General features: G+C 65.1%; 19 protein-coding genes. 6 read left to right on the forward strand and 13 right to left on the reverse strand.

The genetic code is table 11. The features are described 5' to 3' along the window. Positions 1 to 18 precede the first annotated feature (18 nt). Positions 19 to 1,143 carry a lysozyme inhibitor LprI family protein gene (locus DCM79_RS01685; protein ID WP_257178248.1) on the forward strand — a complete coding sequence of 375 codons (1,125 nt, stop codon included), beginning with the start codon at positions 19 to 21 and terminating at the stop codon, positions 1,141 to 1,143. Positions 1,144 to 1,301: 158 nt separating this feature from the next. On the opposite strand, the gene DCM79_RS01690 is transcribed toward DCM79_RS01685, so the two are convergent. From DCM79_RS01690 to DCM79_RS01715, 6 genes are all read right to left on the reverse strand, one after another. Next, the gene (locus DCM79_RS01690) at positions 1,302 to 2,501 is read right to left on the reverse strand and encodes an ABC transporter substrate-binding protein (protein WP_257178250.1); all 1,200 of its coding nucleotides are present in this window, start codon (positions 2,499 to 2,501) and stop codon (positions 1,302 to 1,304) included. Positions 2,502 to 2,642: 141 nt separating this feature from the next. Continuing rightward, complete coding sequence (locus DCM79_RS01695) at positions 2,643 to 4,481, reverse strand: long-chain fatty acid--CoA ligase (RefSeq protein ID WP_257178256.1); 1,839 nt, start codon at positions 4,479 to 4,481, stop codon at positions 2,643 to 2,645. A gap of 91 nt (positions 4,482 to 4,572) precedes the next feature. Beyond that, complete coding sequence (locus DCM79_RS01700; RefSeq protein ID WP_028138669.1) at positions 4,573 to 5,361, reverse strand: ABC transporter ATP-binding protein; 789 nt, start codon at positions 5,359 to 5,361, stop codon at positions 4,573 to 4,575. A 3-nt stretch (positions 5,362 to 5,364) separates the two neighbouring features. Continuing rightward, positions 5,365 to 6,123: an ABC transporter ATP-binding protein gene (locus DCM79_RS01705; protein ID WP_126259595.1), complete on the reverse strand. Its 759-nt coding sequence runs from the start codon at positions 6,121 to 6,123 to the stop codon at positions 5,365 to 5,367. Next, positions 6,120 to 7,271, reverse strand: a complete 1,152-nt coding sequence (locus DCM79_RS01710; protein ID WP_257178257.1) for a branched-chain amino acid ABC transporter permease — start codon at positions 7,269 to 7,271, stop codon at positions 6,120 to 6,122. Before DCM79_RS01710 ends, DCM79_RS01705 begins: the two co-directional genes overlap by 4 nt. 5 nt (positions 7,272 to 7,276) lie before the next feature. After that, complete coding sequence (locus tag DCM79_RS01715; protein ID WP_194404600.1) at positions 7,277 to 8,152, reverse strand: branched-chain amino acid ABC transporter permease; 876 nt, start codon at positions 8,150 to 8,152, stop codon at positions 7,277 to 7,279. A gap of 273 nt (positions 8,153 to 8,425) precedes the next feature. On the opposite strand from DCM79_RS01715, the gene DCM79_RS01720 reads away from it, so the two are divergent. From DCM79_RS01720 to DCM79_RS01735, 4 genes are all read left to right on the forward strand, one after another. After that, positions 8,426 to 9,175, forward strand: a complete 750-nt coding sequence (locus DCM79_RS01720; protein WP_257178259.1) for an ABC transporter ATP-binding protein — start codon at positions 8,426 to 8,428, stop codon at positions 9,173 to 9,175. After that, positions 9,172 to 10,698: a permease gene (locus DCM79_RS01725; RefSeq protein ID WP_257178260.1), complete on the forward strand. Its 1,527-nt coding sequence runs from the start codon at positions 9,172 to 9,174 to the stop codon at positions 10,696 to 10,698. Before DCM79_RS01720 ends, DCM79_RS01725 begins: the two co-directional genes overlap by 4 nt. A 121-nt stretch (positions 10,699 to 10,819) precedes the next feature. Then, positions 10,820 to 11,632: an MBL fold metallo-hydrolase gene (locus DCM79_RS01730; RefSeq protein ID WP_257178261.1), complete on the forward strand. Its 813-nt coding sequence runs from the start codon at positions 10,820 to 10,822 to the stop codon at positions 11,630 to 11,632. A gap of 65 nt (positions 11,633 to 11,697) precedes the next feature. Beyond that, complete coding sequence (locus DCM79_RS01735) at positions 11,698 to 12,219, forward strand: hypothetical protein (protein ID WP_257178262.1); 522 nt, start codon at positions 11,698 to 11,700, stop codon at positions 12,217 to 12,219. 104 nt (positions 12,220 to 12,323) lie between these two features. Here the strand turns inward: DCM79_RS01735 and DCM79_RS01740 are convergent, their stop codons facing one another. The 3 genes from DCM79_RS01740 to pcaB all read right to left on the reverse strand — a co-directional run bounded on the left by DCM79_RS01740 (position 12,324) and on the right by pcaB (position 15,787). After that, on the reverse strand, positions 12,324 to 12,773 hold the full coding sequence (locus tag DCM79_RS01740; RefSeq protein WP_257178263.1) for a cupin domain-containing protein: 450 nt from the start codon (positions 12,771 to 12,773) through the stop codon (positions 12,324 to 12,326). A gap of 282 nt (positions 12,774 to 13,055) precedes the next feature. Continuing rightward, the gene (locus tag DCM79_RS01745) at positions 13,056 to 14,312 is read right to left on the reverse strand and encodes an aminopeptidase (protein WP_257178264.1); all 1,257 of its coding nucleotides are present in this window, start codon (positions 14,310 to 14,312) and stop codon (positions 13,056 to 13,058) included. 113 nt (positions 14,313 to 14,425) lie between these two features. After that, the gene (gene pcaB / locus DCM79_RS01750) at positions 14,426 to 15,787 is read right to left on the reverse strand and encodes a 3-carboxy-cis,cis-muconate cycloisomerase (RefSeq protein ID WP_257178265.1); all 1,362 of its coding nucleotides are present in this window, start codon (positions 15,785 to 15,787) and stop codon (positions 14,426 to 14,428) included. Between the two features lie 438 nt (positions 15,788 to 16,225). On the opposite strand from pcaB, the gene DCM79_RS01755 reads away from it, so the two are divergent. Continuing rightward, on the forward strand, positions 16,226 to 17,785 hold the full coding sequence (locus DCM79_RS01755) for a winged helix-turn-helix domain-containing protein (RefSeq protein ID WP_257178266.1): 1,560 nt from the start codon (positions 16,226 to 16,228) through the stop codon (positions 17,783 to 17,785). 21 nt (positions 17,786 to 17,806) lie between these two features. Here DCM79_RS01755 and DCM79_RS01760 read toward each other — a convergent pair whose 3' ends face one another. From DCM79_RS01760 to DCM79_RS01775, 4 genes are all read right to left on the reverse strand, one after another. After that, positions 17,807 to 18,523 (reverse strand): hypothetical protein, encoded by a 717-nt coding sequence (locus tag DCM79_RS01760; protein WP_257178267.1) that lies wholly within the window; start codon positions 18,521 to 18,523, stop codon positions 17,807 to 17,809. 86 nt (positions 18,524 to 18,609) lie between these two features. Continuing rightward, positions 18,610 to 19,323 (reverse strand): hypothetical protein, encoded by a 714-nt coding sequence (locus tag DCM79_RS01765; RefSeq protein ID WP_028138682.1) that lies wholly within the window; start codon positions 19,321 to 19,323, stop codon positions 18,610 to 18,612. Positions 19,324 to 19,459: 136 nt separating this feature from the next. Then, the gene (locus DCM79_RS01770) at positions 19,460 to 19,708 is read right to left on the reverse strand and encodes a hypothetical protein (RefSeq protein WP_028138683.1); all 249 of its coding nucleotides are present in this window, start codon (positions 19,706 to 19,708) and stop codon (positions 19,460 to 19,462) included. Between the two features lie 131 nt (positions 19,709 to 19,839). Further along, a complete protein-coding gene (locus DCM79_RS01775) occupies positions 19,840 to 20,814 on the reverse strand; it encodes a nitronate monooxygenase family protein (protein ID WP_257178268.1) in 975 nt (324 codons plus the stop codon). Positions 20,815 to 20,829: the final 15 nt, after the last annotated feature.

Raw genomic sequence — 20,829 nt, forward strand, 5'->3', positions numbered from 1 at the left:
CGCCGGGGGACGAAGAGAATGCGCATCACCGTGCTGTCTGTGCTTGTGCTCCTGGCATGGCCGACGGCCCCAGCACTGGCGCAATCCGCGCCGTTCGACCGCTCCATCGCCGATCGGCTTCCGCTGTTCGCCCAGAACAACTGCCAGCAGATTCGCGACCCCGGCAACCAATTGTTCTGCGGTGATGTCGCGCTCGCGGCCGCCGCCGAGAAGCTGAGCACGGCGATCGAGACGCGGCTCGCCCGCCTGCCCGATCGCCTGCCTGCGATCGAGGAGAACGCGATCTGGATCCGCCAGCGCAATCTCAGCTGCGGCATCGTCGGGCAGAGTCCCGTCCGCGCCGACGATTTCGATCGGGTGAAGGCGTGCCTGCTCAAGGTGACCGAGGAGCGCGCCGCGATCGTACGCGATCCCGACTTCGACTGCCTGGCAGCCAACACCGCGGCGGGCGCACTGATCTGCGCGGACCCGTCGCTGGCGCTGGCGGAGACGGAGCTCAATGGCCAGGTGCTCGGCCTGATCGGCAAGCTGGACCCGACCGCCGCGCGCTTTGCCTTCGCCGAATATGGTAGGTGGACCCGCGAGCGCGACCGGAAATGCAATCTAGTGGGCAAGGACAACGTGCCGCTGCAGGAGCTCGAAACCGCGGAGGACTGTCTCGCCGATCATCTGAGGCGCAAGACCGAGGAAATCCGCGCGGCCAAGGGAGACCCCAGGAAGGCGTTCGGCCGGCAAATCGCGGCCCGCCTCCCCGACACCGACGCGATCGACTTCTGCGCGGCGCGGATCCATGCGGCCAATTCCTGCGGCAATTTCCTGCGCATCAACCGCGTCTACGCGCTCGACAGCCAGGTGACCGAGCAGGAGGCGCAGGTCACGGGCGAAATCGAGATGGCCGTGCTGGCGCCCTTCACCATGTGCAGCAAGGTCGCGACCACCTGCACCGGCACCTGTTGGGACGCAAGGACGGGCCGTCCGCAGGCAGGCGCGGCCAACAACGGGCGCTCGGCGGAATCGTTCAACGTGACGCGCCGCCTGCGCATCCAACGGACCTTTGCTTTCGTGAAAGCCGCCGACGGCTGGCGCTGCCGGGAGGACGAGCTGGCCCCGGTGAATGCGGGGACGGCGGGCGGGGGATCGTAGCGTGTCTCTTCTCCCTCTCCCCGCTCGGCGCGGGGAGAGGGTTGGGGTGAGGGGCTTGCGATCACGGTGAGAGTTGGACTCGCGGAGGGTCCCCTCACCCGCGTCGCATCGAAGATGCGACGCGGCCTCTCCCCGCACGCGGGGAGAGGCCGGAAGCATCAGAACATCAGATTGTCCTTCACCAGCACCCAGCGGCCGCCCTTGACCTGCTGCACCTGGGTGATCGTGTTGGCGAGGGGGTCGGTCTTGGAGAACTTGGTCGGCGGCGAGTTGAAGATGTCGAGGAACTTCTCGCCCGATTCCAGCGCATCGAGCATCTTCTGGCCCGTGAGGTCCTTGCCCGCCTTCTGCGCATAGAAGGCGAAGGTCATCATCGCATTGTAGCCGATAATGGCCTGCGTGTTGGCGTCGGCGCCGAACATCTTCTTGTAGTTGACGAGCCAGTCCTTCACCTTGCCCTTGGCGGTGTCCTCATAGGGAATCTCGAAGCCGCTGGCTGCGTAGAGCCCCTCGACGGCTTCCTTGCCCAATGCAGGAACCTCCATCACGTTGGTGGGGGTGGCACCGAGGAAGGTGACGTCCCAGCCGAGCTTCTTGGCTTCGGACATCGCCCCGATGGTCTCGCGGAGCACGGTGCCGAGCACGACGAGGTCGCAGCCGTCGGACTTCATCTTGGCCACCTGCGCGCTGAAATCGGAGGCGCCGCGCTTGTAGCTCGTGATCGAAGCCGGCTGCGCCTTCATGGCGGTGAGCTGCTGATTGAAGCCGTCCAGCACGTTCTTACCGTACTCGTCGTCCTGATGCATGATGCAGGGCTTCTTGAAGCCCTTCCATTCCATCATGTATTTCAGCGCGGCCCGGGTGCTCTCGACGTAGGGCAGCAGATTGTTGAACTTCAGCCGCTCCTGCGGCTTGGCCGGGTCGAACTTGAAGGTGAACTCGGCCGCCGTCAGCGGGAACAGCTGCAGCACGCCGGCGTCGAACAGGATGTCCTGCGCGGCGAGCACGGTCGGCGATCCCATCGGTCCCACCATCGCGAAGATCTTGTCGCGCTCGATCAGCTTCTGCGAAGCCAGCACCGCCTTCTTCGGATCGTAGCCGCTGTCCTCGACGACCAGTCGGATCTTGCGGCCGTTGACGCCGCCGGCCGCGTTGATCTCCTCGGCCGCCATCTTCATGCCGTTGGAGACCGGAACGCCCCATCCCTTGATCGGACCCGACAAGTCCTGGTGGGTACCGACGACGATCTCCGTCGCCGAGATGCCCTCGTTGGTGACCTTGGTCTGCGCCGCGGCCGGCAGACAGGTGAGCACCATTGCACTCACAGCAAGGCCGAACGCGCTGAACGATTTCGACATTGACGTCTCCTCTCCTAAAGGCCCGTGTTACGCGAAGGGCGGGGGCCGTCGCTCCTTCGCTTTCTCAGATGCGACTTTTCTTCTTTGCGCATGCCCCTTCTCGGAAAACCGGTTTCCACTCTTCCGGAGCATGCGCATGCGTCATGCCACGGCGCGCTGGCGATACATCGCTTCGATCTCGGCGGCATAGCGCTTGTTCACGAAGCCGCGCTTCAGCTTCATGGTCGGCGTCAGCTCCTCGTCTTCCGGCGTGAGCTGGCGCTCGATCAGGTAGAACTTCTTGATGGTTTCGACGCGGGCAAAATTGCCGTTGACCTGCTCGATCTCGCGCCAGATCAAGTCCTGAATCTCCACTGCCCGGCACAGGCTGGCATAATTGGTGAAGGGAATGTCGTGGTCCTGGGCGAATTTCTCGACATTCTCCTGGTCGATCATCACGAGGCAGGTCAGATACGGCCGCTTGTCGCCGATCACGACAGCATCGGAGATGTAGGGCGAGAACTTGAGCTGATTCTCGATCTCTGACGGCGTGATGTTCTTGCCGCCGGAAGTGATGATGATGTCCTTCATCCGGTCGGTGATGCGGACGAAGCCTTCATTGTCGATGGTGCCGACGTCGCCTGTGTGCAGCCAGCCGCGTGAATCGATGGTCTCGGCGGTCTTCTCCGGCTGGTTCAAATAACCCATGAACAGGAAGTCGCCCTTGATCAGGATCTCGCCCTCCGGCGACAGCGCGACCTCGCCCCAGGGCACCGCGGTGCCGACCGAGCCGAGCTTGATCCGCTCCGCCGGCATCATGGTGGCGACGCCGCAATTCTCGGTCTGGCCGTAGACTTCGTGCACGTCGATGCCGAGCGCGAGATACCAGCGGATCAGCTCCGGCGCGATCGGTGCTGCGCCGGTGAAGGCGATGCGGCAGCGGTCGAGCCCGATCATGCGGCGGATGTTGCGGAAGGCGATGCGATAGGCGAGACCGTTGGCGATGCGCAGCGACAGCGGCGGCGGCTTGCCCTCGAGCCTGTACTCGACCATGCGGTAGCCGATGCCGATGGCGCGGCGATAGACCCATTGCTGCAGCGGCGTCGCGTCCTTCAGCGCGATGGTGATCGCTGAGTAGAATTTCTCCCAGATGCGCGGCACCGCGAGGAAGACGGTCGGCTGCACCTCGCGCAGATTGTCCGGCACTGTCTCGGGGCTCTCGGCGAAATTCATCACCGAGCCGAGCGCGACCGAGATGTAATAGCCGCCGATGCGCTCGGCGACGTGGCAGAGCGGCAGGAAGATCAGCCTGTCCTCGTCCTCACGCGCCGGGATGAAGTCGTTGGCGTGCCGCATCTGGTGGGTGACGCTGCGGTTGGCGTGCATCGCGCCCTTGGGCGGGCCGGTCGTGCCGGACGTGTAGACGAGGATGGCGAGATCGTCGGCGCTACGGCTGTCGATCATCTCCTGCCACAGCGCCTCGCGCCCGACCATGTGATTGCGGCCGAGCGCGCAAAATTCGTCGAGCGACATCACCATGTCGTCGGAGAAGCCGCTGAGACCCTCCATGTCGAACACGATGATCTTCTGCAAGGACGGACAGCGCGCACGGCAGGCGAGAATCTTGTCGAGCTGCTCCTCGTCCTCGGCGAAGATGACTTTCGTCCCGGAATCGTTGACGAGGTATTCGACCTGGGACGAGGAATCGGTCGGATAGATGCCCGAGGAGACGCCGCCGGCGCACAGGATGCCCATGTCGGCATGGACCCATTCCGGGACGGCGTTGGCAATGATCGAGGCGACCTCGCCGGGCCTGAAGCCGGTCGCATGAAGCGCGTAGGCGATCTCCTTCGAGATTTCCAGCCATTGGCGCCAGCTGGTCGGCTGCCAGATGCCGAATTTCTTCTCGCGGATAGCCGGCCGATCGCCCCGCGTCTCCGCAGCGCGCAAAAAGCTCTTTGCGATCGTATCAGCGACCGTCAGCACCGCCGGTCCGGCCATGCGCGTCTCCTCCTTGTCGCTCTGCCCTCAGCTGCCTGCCTTGCCGGCGGTCTTTGCTTGCGGGCAATCCCATCTTACTGCCGGCGCTTCCTCACCGCCACGTCTTCTTCTTCTTCCAACGCCGCTCGCCGCGCGCGCCGGCTTCCTTGGCGCCAAGGTAGAACTCCTGGATGTCCTGGGAATGCATCAAGCGGTCGCAGCTGTCGTTCATGACGATGCGGCCGATTTCCAGCACGTAGCCGTAATGCGCCGTCTCCAGCGCCACCTTGGCATTCTGCTCGACCAGCAGGATCGACATGCCCTGCTCCTCGTTGACCCGGCGGATGATGGTGAAGATCTCCTTCACCAGCAGCGGCGACAGGCCGAGCGAGGGCTCGTCGAGCAAGAGCAGCGTCGGCCGGTTCATCAGGGCGCGCCCGATCGCGAGCATCTGCTGCTCGCCGCCGGAGAGCTGGCCGGCTGGCTGGTTGATGCGCTCCTTCAAGCGCGGGAAATAGCCGTAGACGCGCTCCAGATCCTCCGCCACGCCGTCACGGTCCTTGCGCGGATAGGCGCCCATCATCAGGTTCTCGCGCACCGACAGGAACGGGAACACCTCCCTCCCCTCCGGCACATGGCTAAGGCCGAGCCGGACGATTCGGTCCGCCTCCATGCGCTGGATCGGCTTGCCCAGGAATTCGATCGAGCCCTTCTGCGGGTCGAGAATGCCGGAGATCGTCTTCAGCACGGTGGTCTTGCCGGCGCCGTTCGCCCCCAGCAGCGTGACGATGCGGCCGCGCGGCACCTCCAGCGAGATGCCGCGGATCGCCATGATCGGTCCGTAGTAGCTCTCGATGTTGGAGAGCTTGAGGATGATATCGGGTGTCGCCGCAGCATCCATGCGTCAGGCTCCCAGATACGCGGCGACGACGTCGGGGTGCTGCTGCACTTCGGCGGGCGAGCCCATCGCCAGCACCCTGCCGTAGTTCAGCGCGATGACCCGGTCGGAGACGCGATTGACCAGCGACATGTCGTGCTCGACCATCAGCACGGTGATGCCGAGCTCGCTCTTCATGTCGCGGATCCAGAACGACATGTCGTCGGTTTCCTCGACGTTGAGGCCGCTTGACGGCTCGTCGAGCAGGATCAGCTTCGGCTCCGAGCACAGGGCGCGCGCCAGCTCGATCACCTTGCGCACGCCGTAAGGCAGGCCGGAGATCAGCTTGTCGCGATAGGGCTCGAGATCGAGGAACTCGATGACCTGCTCGACCCGGCGGCGGTGCACCTTTTCGTTGGCCCGCACGCTCGGCAGGAACAGCAGCTCCTGCCAGAGCTGCGTGGTCGAGTGCCGATGGCGGCCGACCAGAAGGTTGGAGAGCACGGTCGCATTCTCGAACAGCTCGATGTTCTGGAAGGTCCGGGCGATGCCGAGCTTGGCGATGTCGTAAGGCGCCTCTTCCGTGATGTCCTGGTCCTCGAAGAAGATCCGGCCCGACGTCGGCCGGTAGATTCGCGAGATCAGGTTGAAGATCGAGCTCTTGCCCGCGCCGTTCGGCCCGATGATCGACAGGATCTCGCCCTTCTCTAGCGCGAAGGACACCGCATCGACGGCCTTGAGGCCCCCGAAATGCAGCGACAGGTTCTCGGCGCGAAAATAGCTCATCGGTTGCGCTCCGACTTCACGTAGATCTTCTGCCGCTTGAAGGTGGCGCGCTTGTAGAGCGGGAACAGCTGGAAGAAGAGCTTGATCTTCAGCCAGCGGCCGTAGAGGCCGAGCGGCTCGAACAGCACGAACAGCACGATGATGATGCCGTAGATCGCGCCCTTCAGGCCGTTGAGCGAGGCGAACGCCGCGACCTTCGACTGGATATCTCCCGCTATGGCCGGGCCGGCGCCGAAGGCCGCCGCGATCCCGGCGATCACGCCGGGCATGTCGTCCTTGAGGTAAGTCAGGAACGGATCGATCATCACGATGAAGATCGCGCCCAGCACCGCGCCGTGCAGGCTGAAGGCGCCCCCGATCAGGATCACGATGATGAACTCGATCGAGAGCTGCAGCGTGAACATTTCCGGCGAGATGAAGGAGAGCTTGTGGGCGAACAGCACGCCGGCAAAGCCGGTGATCGCCGCCGAGATCGCAAAGGACTTCACCTTGTAGAGTGCGACATTGACGCCCATGCTGCGCGCCGCGGTCTCGCTGTCGCGGATCGCGACGAAGGCGCGTCCTGTGGGCGAGCGCAGCAGATTGAGCGCGCCGACGATGGTCAGCACCAGGACGGCAAGGCAGAGATAATAGAAGGTCGGGCTGTCGCGCGGCACCGTGACACCGAGCAGCGACAGCGTCTTGACCCGCATGCCCTCGTTGCCGTGGGTGACGCTCTCCCAGCGCGCCAGGATCTCCTCCACGATCAGGGCAAAGGAGATGGTGGCGATGACGAGGTAGATGCCGGTGAGGCGCAGGGCGGGAAAGCCGACCATCGCGCCAATGATGCCGGTCAGGCCGCCGGCGGCCAGGAAGTAGACCGGGAACGGCACGTTGTATTTCTGCAAATATGCGGCGGTGTAGGCCCCGATGGCGAGGAACGCAGCGTGGCCGAGCGAGGCCTGGCCGGTGAATCCGGTCAGGATCAGAAGCGCGACGCCGACGATCGCATAGATGCAGACGAAGACCAGCTGGCTCATCAGATAGCTGGAGAGCACATAGGGCGCGATCAGCAGCAGCGCGAGCAGGATGCCGTACGAGACCCAATAGCCCGAATGCGGGAACAGCTTGATGTCGTCCTCGTAATCGGTCTTGAACAGGAAGCGCATGGCGTTCAGACCTTCTTGCGGACGTGGTGGCCGAATAGGCCTTCGGGCTTCAGGAGCAGCACGGCGAGCAGCACGAGATAGGGCGCGACATCCTTCCAGCCTTCGGGCAGGTAGAAGCCGGCCATGCTCTCGATCACGCCGATCAGGACGCCGCCGACCACCGCGCCCGGGATCGAGCCGAAGCCGCCGAGCACCGCGGCCGGGAACGCCTTGAGGCCGAGCACGAGGCCGACATTGGAATGGATGAAGGTGATCGGCGCCAGCAGCACGCCGGCGCAGGTCGCAACCGCCGCGCTGATCGCCCAGACGATCGACACCACGCGCTTGACCGGAATGCCCATGTAGTAGGCCGCCAGCATGTTCTCGGAGCTGGCCCGCATCGCGGTGCCGAGCGTGGTCTTGTTGAAGAACAGCCACAACAGCGTGCACAGGATCATCGTCGCCGCGATCACCGACAGCTTGTCGTAGGCGAGCACCAGCGAGCCGATCCGCAGCACGCCCTGGCTGAACGGGGTCTCGATCTTCAGATCGTCGGTGCCCCAGATCATGCCGGCGATCGAGCGCAGGAAATAGCCGAGGCCGATGGTCGCCATGATGATGGAGAACTGGGGATAGCCGAGGATCGGCCGCACCACCACGCGCTCCGCCAGCATGCCGAACAGCGCCATCGCGGCCACCGCGCCGGCAAAGCCGATCCAGTAGTTCAGGCCCATCATGCCGATGAAGGTGAAGGCGAAGAAGCCGCCGAGCATCATCAGATCGCCCTGGGCGAAATTGACCACCTCGGTGGCCTTGTAGACGAGCACGAAGCCGAGCGCGATCAGCCCGTAGACGCAGCCGAGCGCAACACCGCTGACCAGCTGCTGAACGAAATCCAGCATTGACGCGCGTCCTCCCGATGCAACCGGCGGCTCTTCCCGACCGCCGTGCCGCATCTTGTGTCCAGTCGCTACGCAGTCGTTTCGCTGCGTTAGCGCCATTTGTCCGGAACCAATTCAGCCTGAACCGCTCAGCCCTGTCAACAAACGGTGACTTGTAGGGGTGACTTGCCTTTAGTCCAATCCGGATGACGGAATTTGCTGCAGCGCGATTCACCGTGCCGAAACATCTTCGGAGCATGGTCGGAAGCGATGCAAAACCGGATGGTGGCCGTCATGAAGCCGGACAGCTCGGCGCTCGAAGTCATGGGGTTAACGAAGCGTTTTGACCGTCTGGCGGTCGACAGCCTCGATCTGACCGTCCACGCCGGCGAATTCTATGCGCTGGTCGGCCCCAACGGCGCCGGCAAGACCACGACTTTGCGCATGGTTGCAGGCCTGCTGCGCCCCGATGCCGGCCGCGTCTCGATCTTCGGCATCGACGCGCTCCAGGACCCCGTGGCCGCCAAGCAGGTGATGGCGTGGGTCTCCGACGAGCCGATGATCTACGACAAGCTGACCCCGCTCGAATATCTCGAATTCGTCGCCGGCCTCTGGGGCATCGCGCCGCCGGTCTCCGAGCCGGTCGCGCAGGACCTACTCTCCTCGCTCGGGCTCGCGCCGCACCGGCACGAGCGTTGCGAGGGGTTCTCCAAGGGCATGCGTCAGAAGGTGGCGCTGGCCGGCGCGCTGGTGCACGATCCCCGCCTCATCATCCTCGACGAGCCGCTGACCGGGCTCGATGCGGTCTCGGCCCGGCATGTGAAAGGCCTGCTCAGCGAGCGTGTCCGGGCCGGCTGCACCGTCATCATGACCACGCATATTCTCGAGGTGGCCGAGCGCATGGCCGACCGCATCGGCGTGATCGCTTCGGGCCGCCTCGTCGCCGAAGGCACGCTGACCGAATTGCGCCAGCAGAACGGCGATGCCGACACCAGTTTGGAGGATCTCTTCATCGCGCTGGTGACGCTGCCGGAAGCCGCATGAGCTCGGCGACCGCGCTCTCCTGGTTCGCCCGCCACGAGCTCCGGCTCGCCTGGCGCGAATGGTTCGCCATGATGACCGGCGGACGGCGCAAGCGGACGCGCGCCGCTATCATCGGCCTCGTCTGCTTCGCCGCGCTGCTGCACCTGCCGGCCTGGGCGGTGATCGGCCGTTTCGCCGATTTGCAGCTGCCGCTCGACAAATCCTCGCTGATCGTGATCTCGGCGACGATCTTTCTCGCCTGGACCTTGATGCTGTCGCAGGCGATCGAATCGGTGACGCGGGTGTTTTACGCCCGTGCCGATCTCGACCTGATCATGTCCTCGCCGGCGCGGCTCGCCAATCTGTTCTCGGTCCGAATCGCCGCGATCGCGCTGACCGTCACTGCGATGGCGCTGCTGTTCTCGACGCCCTTCATCGACGTGCTCGTGATCGGCGGCGGCGCGCGCTGGCTGGCGGCGTTCGGGGGCGTCGTCGCCATGGGCCTGTCGGCCGCGGCGATCGCGATCGCCGTCACCATCCTGTTGTTTCGCCTGATCGGCCCGGCGCGGACGCGCCTGATTGCCCAGATTCTCGCAGCGATCATCGGCGCCGGCTTCGTGATCGCGCTCCAGGTCGCCGCGATCATGTCCTACGGCACGCTGTCGCGCTTCACCATTTTGACCTCCGGGACCTTGGCCGCCTACGCCCCCGACGTCGACAGCATCTGGTGGTGGCCGGCGCGGGCCGTGATGGGTGACAACGAGGCCCTGCTGCTGCTCCTGGCGCTCGCTCTGGTGCTGCTCGGAAGCGTCATGGCGATCTTCTCGCACCGCTTCGCCGACACGGCGATCGACGCCGCGGCCTATGGCGCGTCCGGCGGCAGGCGTGCGAGGGAGCGGCCGTTCCGCAGCGGCTCGCGGCAACAGGCGCTGCGGCGCAAGGAATTCTCGCTGCTCTGGCGCGATCCCTGGCTGATCTCGCAGACCCTGATGCAGCTGCTTTATCTGGTGCCGCCGGCCCTGCTGCTCTGGCGCAATTTTGGCGACAGCTCGGCGGCGCTGACGCTGATCACGCCCGTCATCGTGATGGCGGCCGGCCAGCTCGCCGGCGGACTTGCCTGGCTGACGATCTCGGGCGAGGACGCGCCCGACCTGGTCGCGACGGCGCCGTTGACGCCATCCAGCCTCATCCGCGCCAAGATCGAGGTGGTGCTGATCGCGATCGCCGTCATCTTCTGCCCGCTGGTCGCGGCACTCGCTTTCGCCTCGCCCTATCAGGCCGCGATCAGTGCCGGCGCGGTCATCGTCAGCGCGGCCTGCGCGACGGCGATCCAGCTCTGGTTCCGGGTGCAGGCCCGGCGCAGCCAATTCCGGCGCCGCCAGACCTCGTCGCGGCTGGCGACCATTGCCGAAGCCTTCTCCTCGATCGGCTGGGCCGCGACGGCAGCGCTGCTGCTCGCGCTCCCCGTCGCGGGCCTCATCAGCGGCCTGATCACCGCGGGCCTCGTTGCGGTCACCTGGAAGTTCAGCCCAAGACGGGACTAGAAGGCGGGACTAGGATGAGGGGGCGACAGGTGCGACACTGACGCGCTGTTGATCGCCGGCTGTTGGCGCGGCTCGGCATTGCACGCTACACTTTGTCCCGGGCGTCATCGGGGACGGATTCATGTGGCGACTTGTTTCGGCGGCTTTGGCGCTGTTCGGCGCAGCTCTCTCACCTGCCCTCGCCCAGCAGCCCCAGCGCAGCGAGTGCCTGGCGATGGCGAACGCGGCGCCCCGTGCGATGCCGGTCGCGTTCCGGCGGGCGGCGGCCGCTGCCGAGGTCGAGATCAGCTATGCCGGCCATTCCACCTATTACATCGACACGCCCGGCGGCTTGCGCATCGCGACCGATTACAGCGGGGCCTATCAGGTGGGACGGCTGCCCGACGTCGCCACCATGAACCGCGCCCATAGCACCCACTACACTCTTTTCCCCGACAGGCGCATTCCGCACGTGCTCCACGGCTGGAGCGACGACGGCAAGCCGGCGATCGTGTCGGAACGCATCGGCGATGCCTTCATCCGGAATGTCACGACCGACATCCGCCGCTATTTCGGCGACGATGCCGGCTCCGACATGATCCGCGACGGCAATTCGATCTTCATCTTCGAGGTCGCGGGCCTCTGCATCGGCCATCTCGGCCACCTCCATCACAAGCTCGACGACAGCCATTTCGCCCAGATCGGGCGGCTCGATATCGTGATGGTGCCGATCGACGGCACCTACACCATGTCGCTGGACGGCATCTCCGAGATCACCAAGCGGTTGCGGGCCTCGGTGGTGCTGCCGATGCACCGCTTCGCGACCCCGCTCGACGACTTCATGCGTCGGATCGGCCAGCATTTCGAGATCGACCGGCACTCTGGGCGGTCCTTCCGGATGTCGCGGGATGCGCTGCCGTCGAAGCCGACGGTGATCATCCTCGACGGGGTCTGAGACGCAATTTTCTCCAAGCCGGCCGCCGGCCGGTCGTGTTGATCTGCCTGCAACAGGAGAGCGACATGACCGACTTTGCCAGACTGTTGCACGCGGACGGACCGAACCCCGAGCATGCGGCGGCGCTTCAGCTCTATGGCCGCTTCGTCGGCGACTGGGATGCCGAGATCACCGCCCATGGATCCGATGGCACGAGACACACCGCCGCCGGCGAGATTCATTTCGGCTGGGTGCTGGAGGGCCGTGCCGTCCAGGACGTCTGGATGATACCCCGGCCGACGGGCGCGCCGGCCTTCCCGATCGCCGGCAATTGGTACGGCACGACGCTACGCGTTTACGATCCAACCATCGATGCATGGCGGATTTCCTGGTTCGATCCCGCCCGCAGCGTCTTCCGCCACCAGACCGGCCGTCCGCGCGGAGAGGACATCGTGCAGGAAGGCACCACCGAAGCCGGCGAATTGACGCGGTGGAGCTTCACGGAGATCAGCCAGGACTCCTTCCATTGGCTCGGCGAAACCAAGCCCGCAGCGGCGCAGGATTGGCGGCTGACGGCGGAAGTCAAAGCACGACGGCGCTGGCCCTAGGCATCGGCCGGCCGTGATATCGAAACGAGAAGAGGGGCCGGGATGTCGATCCCGGCCCCTCTTCGTCGTGGCCGCTGGGAAGCGTCCTTGAAACCTTTTTGTCCTTAGCCGGCACCCATCAGCGAGGCCGGACGGGGCGCGCCGGTGGAGACGAACATCTTCTTCAGCTTGTTGACGACGCGGATCAGGAAGCCGATCATCACGGGATTGGTCTTGCGGCAGAAGGCGATCTTCTTGACGTGGCCTTCGACATGCCATTTGGCATGCGCGCCGTCGCGGAAGAAGATGACGTCGCCGGGGCCGTAGCGCTTCGGCGGCATGCCGTCGCTCTCGAGCACGATCGATCCTTCCATGATCATGATCGTCTCGTCGATGTCGTAGTACCAGTTGAAGCGCCCTTCGGTGCAGTACCAGACGATGGTCTGGGCGGTGCGGTCTTCGCTGGTGGACAGGACGCGCGAGCGCGCGACCGGATTGCCCTCGATGATCCAAGAGGGCTCGATCGGGCTCGGCTCGAGGTCCACGTTGAAACTGCCGACTTCAATCAATGCCATTTGCTTCCTCGGAAATGATATTTTGCGGCCGGCTCCGGCCGGGAGTGTTCGAAAGATGCACGGACGCTAGTCGCCCGTTTCTAATTCTTTCTTACATCGATTCCGAGAATCAGCCGGAAGCAACACGTGCAGACGGTTAACGTCGCAATTCCCTTGCAAATCCGCGGACATGACCAGGTCCAACCCGGGTGCGACAAAGTGCGCAGGCGCCGGAACGGAGCCCAACAATGCCGTTGCGGCCGCGCTCCGCCGCTCGTCAGCGATCAAACAGGGCGATCCAGACTACTTCGCCCACTCGCCCTTGCGGAATACCGGCACCTTGCTGCCGTCGGGCAGGATGCCGTCGATATCGGTCTCGGCGGAGCCGATCATCCAGTCGATATGGATCAGGCTCTGGTTGCCGCCTTGCGCCGCGATCTGCTGCGGGGTGAGCTGCGCGCCATTGACGAAGCATTTCGAATAGCATTGGCCGAGCGCGATGTGAGATGCCGCGTTCTCGTCGAACAGCGTGTTGTAGAACAACAGCCCGCTCTGCGAGATCGGCGAGGAATGCGGCACCAGCGCCACTTCGCCGAGCCGGCGCGCGCCCTCGTCGGTGTCGAGCACCTTGTTCAGCACCTCCGCGCCGCGCGAGGCCTTTGCGTCGACGATCTTGCCGTCCTCGAAGCGCACCGCGATGTTGTCGATCAGCGTGCCCTGGTAGGACAGCGGCTTCGAGCTGACGACATGGCCGTAGACGCGCCGGCAATGCGGCGTGGTGAAGACCTCTTCGGTCGGGATGTTGGCGTTACAGCTGATGCCGTTCTTGGAGAGCGAGGCACCGCCCTCCCATTCGTGGCCGTCGGCCAGGCCGATGGTGAGGTCGGTGCCCGGTCCTGAATATTGCAGGGCGCGAAAGCGCTGGCCGTTGAGCCAGTTGGTCCGCTCGCGCAGCACCGCATTGTGGCTGGTCCAATTGGCCATCGCATCCTCGCGATCGACGCGGGACGCCGCGAAAATTGCATCCGCGAGCTTGCCGACCGCGATCTCCTCGGGATCGTTGGGGAAGACCTGCTTGGCCCAGGACGGGCTCGGATAGGCGATGATGTTCCAGTTGGTGTCGAAATTGACGATCTTCTCCAGCGCGGGCTGATACGCCATCGAATTCGCCTTGCTCGCGCGCGCCACCTTGGACGGATCCTCGCCCGACAGCAGCATCGGGTTGTCGCCGACGATGGCGAGCCGCGCGGTGTTCTCAGAGAACGCCTTGGCCATGCCCTCATAGAGCCAGCCGGCGGCACGATCGAAACTGCTGTCATGGCCGTGGCGGTAGCGCGCCAACGTCATCTCCTCATCCGACAGGATCGGCGTCACGATACCGGCGCCGGCCTTGTAGGCGTGCACGGCGATCCGCCTGACCAGCGGCAGCGCGATCGCGGGCGCCGTGAGCAGCAGATCCTGTCCCGGCCGCAAGCCCAGGCCCACCTTCACCGCCACCTCGGCCAGCCGGTCGAGCTTCGCGGGATCGATGGGAGCGTTGGAATTGCGGTGATCAGTCATGCCGGGCCCTCTGCCGAAAGTCTCTGGTTCAATCTAAGCCTAGCACCGCAAGGCGCAAGTGCGCGAGCACCTTGCGACACGGAGAAGATACGCAGTTTCACGCATATTGGTTTTCAACGCGTTGCCGATTTCAGCACCCGGTCAACCATGGCAGGCGCGAGTCCGAGGTAATTTTTCGGTGAGGTGAGCGCCTCGATTGTGACACGGTCGATGCGGCTCGAGACGCGGGAGTCGGAGGAGAGCGCATCCGCCAGGCTCAAGCCCTTGTCATTGGCGAGCCGGCAGGCGTCATAAACCACGTCATGGGCCTCCTGCCGGCCGAGCTGCGGCGCGAGGCCCATCATGACTGCTTCGGCCACGATCAGGCCGCGGCTGATCGCGAGATTGTCGTTCATCTTCGCCTCGTCCACGATGAGGCCCGCAAGCGCGAACTTCGCCTGATGCAGCGCGCCGGCGGTCAGCACGAAGCTTTCGGGGATGGCCATCCATTCGGCGTGCCAGGGACCCGTGGCGCGCTCGAAATCCTGCACCATGGCGTCGAGCATGAGGCCGGCGTGCTGGCGCACCGCCTTGGACGCCGCCAGCATCAATTCCGACGAGATCGGATTGCGCTTCTGCGGCATGGTCGAGGAGGCGCCGCGACCCTTGACGAAGGGTTCGTAGACTTCGCCGAACTCGGTCGAGGCCATGATCATGATGTCGAGCGCGATCTTGCCGAGCGAGCCGGTGACGAGCGCAAGGAAGTTCACGGCCTCGGCAAAGCCGTCGCGCGCGACGTGCCAGGTCGAGACGGGAACGCCGAGCTTCAGCTCGGCGCAGAGTGCCTCCTGCACCTCGAATCCCTTGTCGCCGAGCGAGGCGAGCGTACCGGCGGCGCCGGCGAACTGACCGACCAGCACGCGCGGCTTCAACTGCGCCAGCCGCTCGGCGTGGCGATCGAACATGGCGAGCCAGATCGCGGTCTTGTAGCCGAAGGTCACCGGCAGCGCCTGCTGAAGATGGGTGCGGCCGGCCATCGGCGTGTCGCGGTGGCGTCTCGAGAGGTTCGCCAGGATGCCGCGGAGCTCGTCGATGTCCCGCGCCACGATCTCGAGCGCAGCGCGGAGCTGCAGCACCACGGCGGTATCCATGATGTCCTGCGTCGTCGCGCCCCAATGCACGTAGCGGCCCGCCTCGCCGCACTGCTTCACCATCTGATGCACCAAGGGGAGGATCGGATATCCGACGATGTCGGTCTCCTGCCTGAGCAGATCGAAATCCAGCGCGGCGACGTCGGTCCGCGCCGCGATCGCCTCGGCCGCCTGCTGCGGGATCACGCCACATCTGGCTTCCGCCTTCGCCAGCGCCACCTCGACCTCGGCATAGCGCGCGACCAGCGCGACGTCGGAGAACACCTCGCGCATCTCGGGCGTGCCAAAGGCATCGCGGAACAGCATGGAATCGAGCACGGTGGTGGAAGCGCTGAAGGCGGGCATGGGCGTTTCTTCGTGGTTGGTGTTTTGGGTGGGAGATAGCTTACGCAGTCGGCGCAGCTCGGCAAAGGACATTCACCGTTCGCCACATCCACCACACGGCTGCGTCATGACAACACGTCACGCTTTCACCCCGTCATCCAGAGGTGCGAGACATGGGACACAACGCGTCCCATGGGGAGCCTCGAAGGATGAGCGGCCGCGATGCAGCCGGGCCGTCCATCCTTCGAGGCCTCCGCTACGCTCCGGCGCCTCAGGATGACGATGTTGGGTGGCGAGCGGTTACAACCTGGTCGCGGTTGTATTCCCTCCGAAAACCGCATGACTGCCATCACGCAATCTCGATGAACCAGGCGGGCCTTTCGACAGACACATGGCTTTCGACCCAAATTTCTTTTCATTTAGCCCATCCGATATCGCAATGAGGCCTGAGTTTTCGACGTGCAGTTTCTGTTCCGGGACCACCTTCTCGATACCGACCGGCGCGAGCTGAGCCGCGAGCAGGTTCCAATTGCCGTGGAGCCGCAGGTCTTCGATCTCGTGGTCCACCTCATGCAGAACCGCGACCGGGTGGTCAGCAAGGACGAGTTGATCGACAAGATCTGGCACGGGCGCAGCGTCTCCGAATCCACCCTGACCAGCCGGATCAACGCTGCACGCAAGGCGATCGGCGACAGCGGCGCGAGCCAGGCGCTGATCCGCACCATCGCCCGCAAGGGTTTTCGCTTCGTCGGCGATGTCGAGGCCAAGGTCAGTGCGACCGCGCCGGAGCATGGCCGCGCCGCCGGAGCGCCGCGTGCTGCGCTGGCGCTTCCCGAGCGACCCGCGATCGCCGTGCTGCCCTTCACCAACATGAGCGGCGAGGCCGGACAGGATTATTTCTCCGACGGCATCAGCGAGGACATCATCACCGCGCTGTCGAAGCTGCGCTGGTTCTTCGTCATCGCGCGCAATTCATCCTTCGTCTACAAGGGCCGCGCCGTGAATATCCGCGAGGTCGCGCGCGAGCTCGGGGTGCGCTACGTGGTCGAAGGCAGCGTCCGGCGGAGCGGCGAGCGGGTGCGCATCTCGGCCCAGCTCAACGACGTCTCGACCGGCAGTCATCTATGGGCCGAGCGCTACGATCGCGAGCTCGCCGACATCTTCGCCGTGCAGGACGAGATCACCGAGGCGATCGTCGCCGCGATCGAGCCGCAGCTCTATGCCGCCGAGAGTTTTCGCGCCGAGCAGAAGCCGCCCGGCAGTCTCGACGCCTGGGATCTCGTGATGCGGGCATTGTCGCACCATTGGCGCATTACCCGAGAGGACAACGCCGCTGCGCAAGCGCTGCTCGAACAGGCCGTCGCGATCGATCCCGCCTATGGCAAGGCGTTGGGCCTGCTCGCGACCAGTCACATCTTCGGCGCGCATATGGGCTGGGCCGACATGGAAGCTACGATTCCCATCGCCGAGCGCTCGGCGCTCGCGGCGGTGGAAGCCGACCGCGAGGATGCCTGGGCCCATCACGGCCTCGCCTACACCTATCTGTTCCGGCGCCGCTTCGACGACGCGCTGGCCGAGTTCGAGCTGGCGCTGCAGCTCAACCCGAATTTCGCGATGGCGCATGCCTTTTACGGTGTGACGCTGTGCTATGCCGGCCGATGGCAGGACGGCGACGCCGCCGCACGCCGCGCGCTGCGGCTCAGTCCGCGCGATCCACTCGCGGCGATCTATTGCGGGGTTGCGGCCTATGCCCGGTTCGTCGGCCGCGACTACGAGGGTGCCTTGCAGATGGCGCGGGAATCGCTGCGGCAACGCGGCGATTTCGTGGGCGCGCACCGCGTGCTGACGGCTGCCGCCGGTATGTCAGGAGATCCAACGCTCGCAGCGTCCGCACTGGACGGTCTACGCCGCGCTCAACCCGGGGTCTCGCTCGCCTGGATCACCCGCGAGCTGCCGATGCTGCGGGACGAGGATCGGGCGCATTACCTGGAAGGATTGCGGCGCGCGGGGCTGACGTGACAGCGGCTCGACAATGATGCGCTAATCGTTGTCGGGCCCGAACAGCCTGATCTGCGGGAAGCCGCCGCGCGGCCGTCCGGCATAATCGCGCGCATCGGAATCTTCGCGGATGTTGCGCGCGACGTCATCCCAATCGGTGCGGTCGCGCATGCCGCGCTGCTCGCGGCCCTCATTGTATTGGCGGCGCTCGACCCAGCGGTCGCGCCGCTCGATTCGGCGCCGCTCGTTCGCAGCGCGCCTCACGTCGGAATCCCTCGCCTTGGCATAGGCGTTGTCAGGTGACGAGGCCGGATCGATTGCTGCTTGCTGCTCGCCGGGCTTTGCGGCTCTCGGTGACGATGCGATCGCTGGCTTGGACTGTTCCTTGGGCGGCTCAACCGCGGCCGCCTGCGAAGGCGGGGGTGCCGGCGGTTCGGCATTGGCCTGAGCGGGCTGCGCGTCAGGCCTTGCGACTTCGGGCTTTGCGGCTTCAGACTTGGCTTCGGCCTGCGCCGGTGCGGCGATCATGGCGCCGAAGGCTTGCGAGCCGGTGAGATAATTGACCCGTTCCGAGGGCGCGTTTGTCGCCACCGGCGCGCCGGCGGATTCGGCGCGCTGCGCCATCTTGCTGGTGTCCGGGCCCTGTTTGGACGCGACCGGATTCATGATGTTGCCGGCCACGATCCCGCCGCCCAAACCAACGGCGATAGCTGCAACGATGGTTCCGGCACCGACGAAATAGGCTGTCGAGGCGCGCATTGATCCACTCCCTCTTTGGAGCGAGCAACGCGCGTCGATTGCCGGATGTTCCTGGTACGGAAGCAGTTCCCAAAGGAACTTAAGCGTCAGATCTGCTGCGCGACCTTCTCAAGCCCGATGAGGCGAGCGAGCTTGCGCACCTCCTCTTTCTGGTCGTCACGCAGCTGGAACAGCAACGGCATGGCCGCCGACTTCAGCTGCTGGACCTCATCGCAATTCGGGTCGATCTGAGCGCTGGGTGGCGCGTTCGGATTGGAGAGCTTGTTGGCCGAGATCTTGCGGACAACGTTGCGCAGCGCGCTCTCGACCGAGGGCCAGTAATATTCCTGCGACGAGGACAGTTTCAGGCGGTCCCTGATCCCCGCAATCTGTGCGTCGGACAGCAGCGTATAATTCTTCTGCGGCTGCGGCTTGGCCACCACCTTCGGCTTGGCGGGGACTTCGACGGCGGGAACCTCCGCCGCGGCGGGCGCCTCGGACACCGCCGGCTTGGGCATCGGGAAATCGGACGGCGTTGCAGCGGCGAAGGCCTGGCGCAGCGGCTCGGTCAGCAAGGGCGCTTGCGAGAGTCTGTCGGCGGGCACCTGGACCGGCTCGAATGCGGCCGATGCCAAGGCGAGGGTCGGGACCAGACGGTCGGCCTTGGCGGCGCGGTTGGTTGCGAGCGGCTTGGGCGGAGGCGTCTGGGCGATCATGTCTTCGCTGACGCTGGGGACGCTGTCGCGGCCGAGAATGGCGGTGGTGGCGGCGCCGAGGACGAGGAAGCAGGTCAGCACAACGATGGTGATGGCTTTGGACAAACGTCTCTCCGGGAACGGACGCTTCACGAGTTTGTTAACGATGCCCGGGAAAAGGGCACGAATTATGGCTTGAGTGTGCCTTCGTTGCGACAATCAGCATGTCTGCAGCGACATTCTGCGTAAAAGGCAAGGGAAATCAGGCAGCTGCAGCCAGCTCGTAGGCGTCCTGGATGTCCGCGACGATCTCCGATGCCTCCCAGACCGCGCGCGGCTCGACCGATTGCAGCGCCACCGTCCAATTACCGCCCCGGCGGGTGCGGGGGACGCTGACGATGTCGAAGCGGACGTTGCGGCACAGCGGGTGGCGGGCCAGGGCATGAGCGACGCGAACGCGGATTTCGTCCAGCGAAGCCGCCGTCTTGGTGTTGAGATAATCAAAGTCCATCGCCTGTCCCTCTCGGTCCTGATTGGCGGCCGTGAGGGGATTCTTGGCGGGCGATGGTTAATCTGCCGTTAAGTGAGCCGGACGGAAGAGCGCGGGATTAACCGTGATCGAGGACGAGCGGAGCCGCAATTCTACGGGGAGCGGCGCGCCCTCGCCTCACGATATTCGGCCACCGTCCGCGCAACGAGATCGTCGACCGCGAGCACGTCGGTGACGCCCGAGGTGGAATGCCCCCCGCTCCAGATGTCGCGCCAGCGTTTCGGACGGCTCTCGCGTGCGGCGACGTCGATATCCGCAGCGATGTCGATGGCCCCGCGCGCCGGCAGATCGTCGGGATCAAGCCCGGCGGCCACGATCGACGGCCTCAGCATGCTGGTCTGCAGGCCCGTGAACGCGGTCGTCAGCAGGATGTCGTCGGCGCTGCTCTCGACCAGCATACGCTTGTGGCGATCGTCCGCCATGCTCTCGCGCGTTGCGATGAACTTGGTGCCCATGTAAGCGAGATCGCAGCCCAGCACTTCGGCCGCATACAGCGCGCGGCCGTCGCTGATGCCGCCTGCGAGCACGATGACGCCGTCATAGAACGCGCGCACCGCGCGGACGAAGGCGAACGGGTTGAGCCAGCCGGTCTGTCCGCCGGCGCCCGCGGTGAGCAGCACCAGCCCGTCGGCACCTGCTTCCGCCGCACGCTCGGCATGGCGGATGGAAGCAACGTCCGCCAGCACCAGCGCACCGGCATCGTGCAGCGGCTTCACCATTGCTGCGGGCGAGCCGACCGAGGTGATGACGATCTCCGGCCTGTGCCGCAGCAGCACGGCGAGATCATGCTCCAGCCGCGTATTGGAGCGGTGCACGATCAGGTTCGGGCAGAGCGGCGCTGCCTTGCGGCCGGTCTGGTCTTCATGCTGGCGCAGCCGTGTCTCGATCGTGGTGAGCCATTCATCGAGCTGGTCCGTGCTGCGGCAATTCGCAGTGGGGAAGCTGCCGATCACCCCGCTCCGGCACGCAGCGACCATGAGCTCGACGCCCGACACCAGGAACATCGGCGCTGCGATCAGCGGCAGAGCGAGACGATCGCCGAAGCGTTGCAGCCGATCTGACGTCACGCAAATCTCCTTGTC

The sequence above is a fragment of the Bradyrhizobium sp. WBOS07 genome, from assembly GCF_024585165.1.
GTDB lineage: Bacteria > Pseudomonadota > Alphaproteobacteria > Rhizobiales > Xanthobacteraceae > Bradyrhizobium > Bradyrhizobium japonicum_B.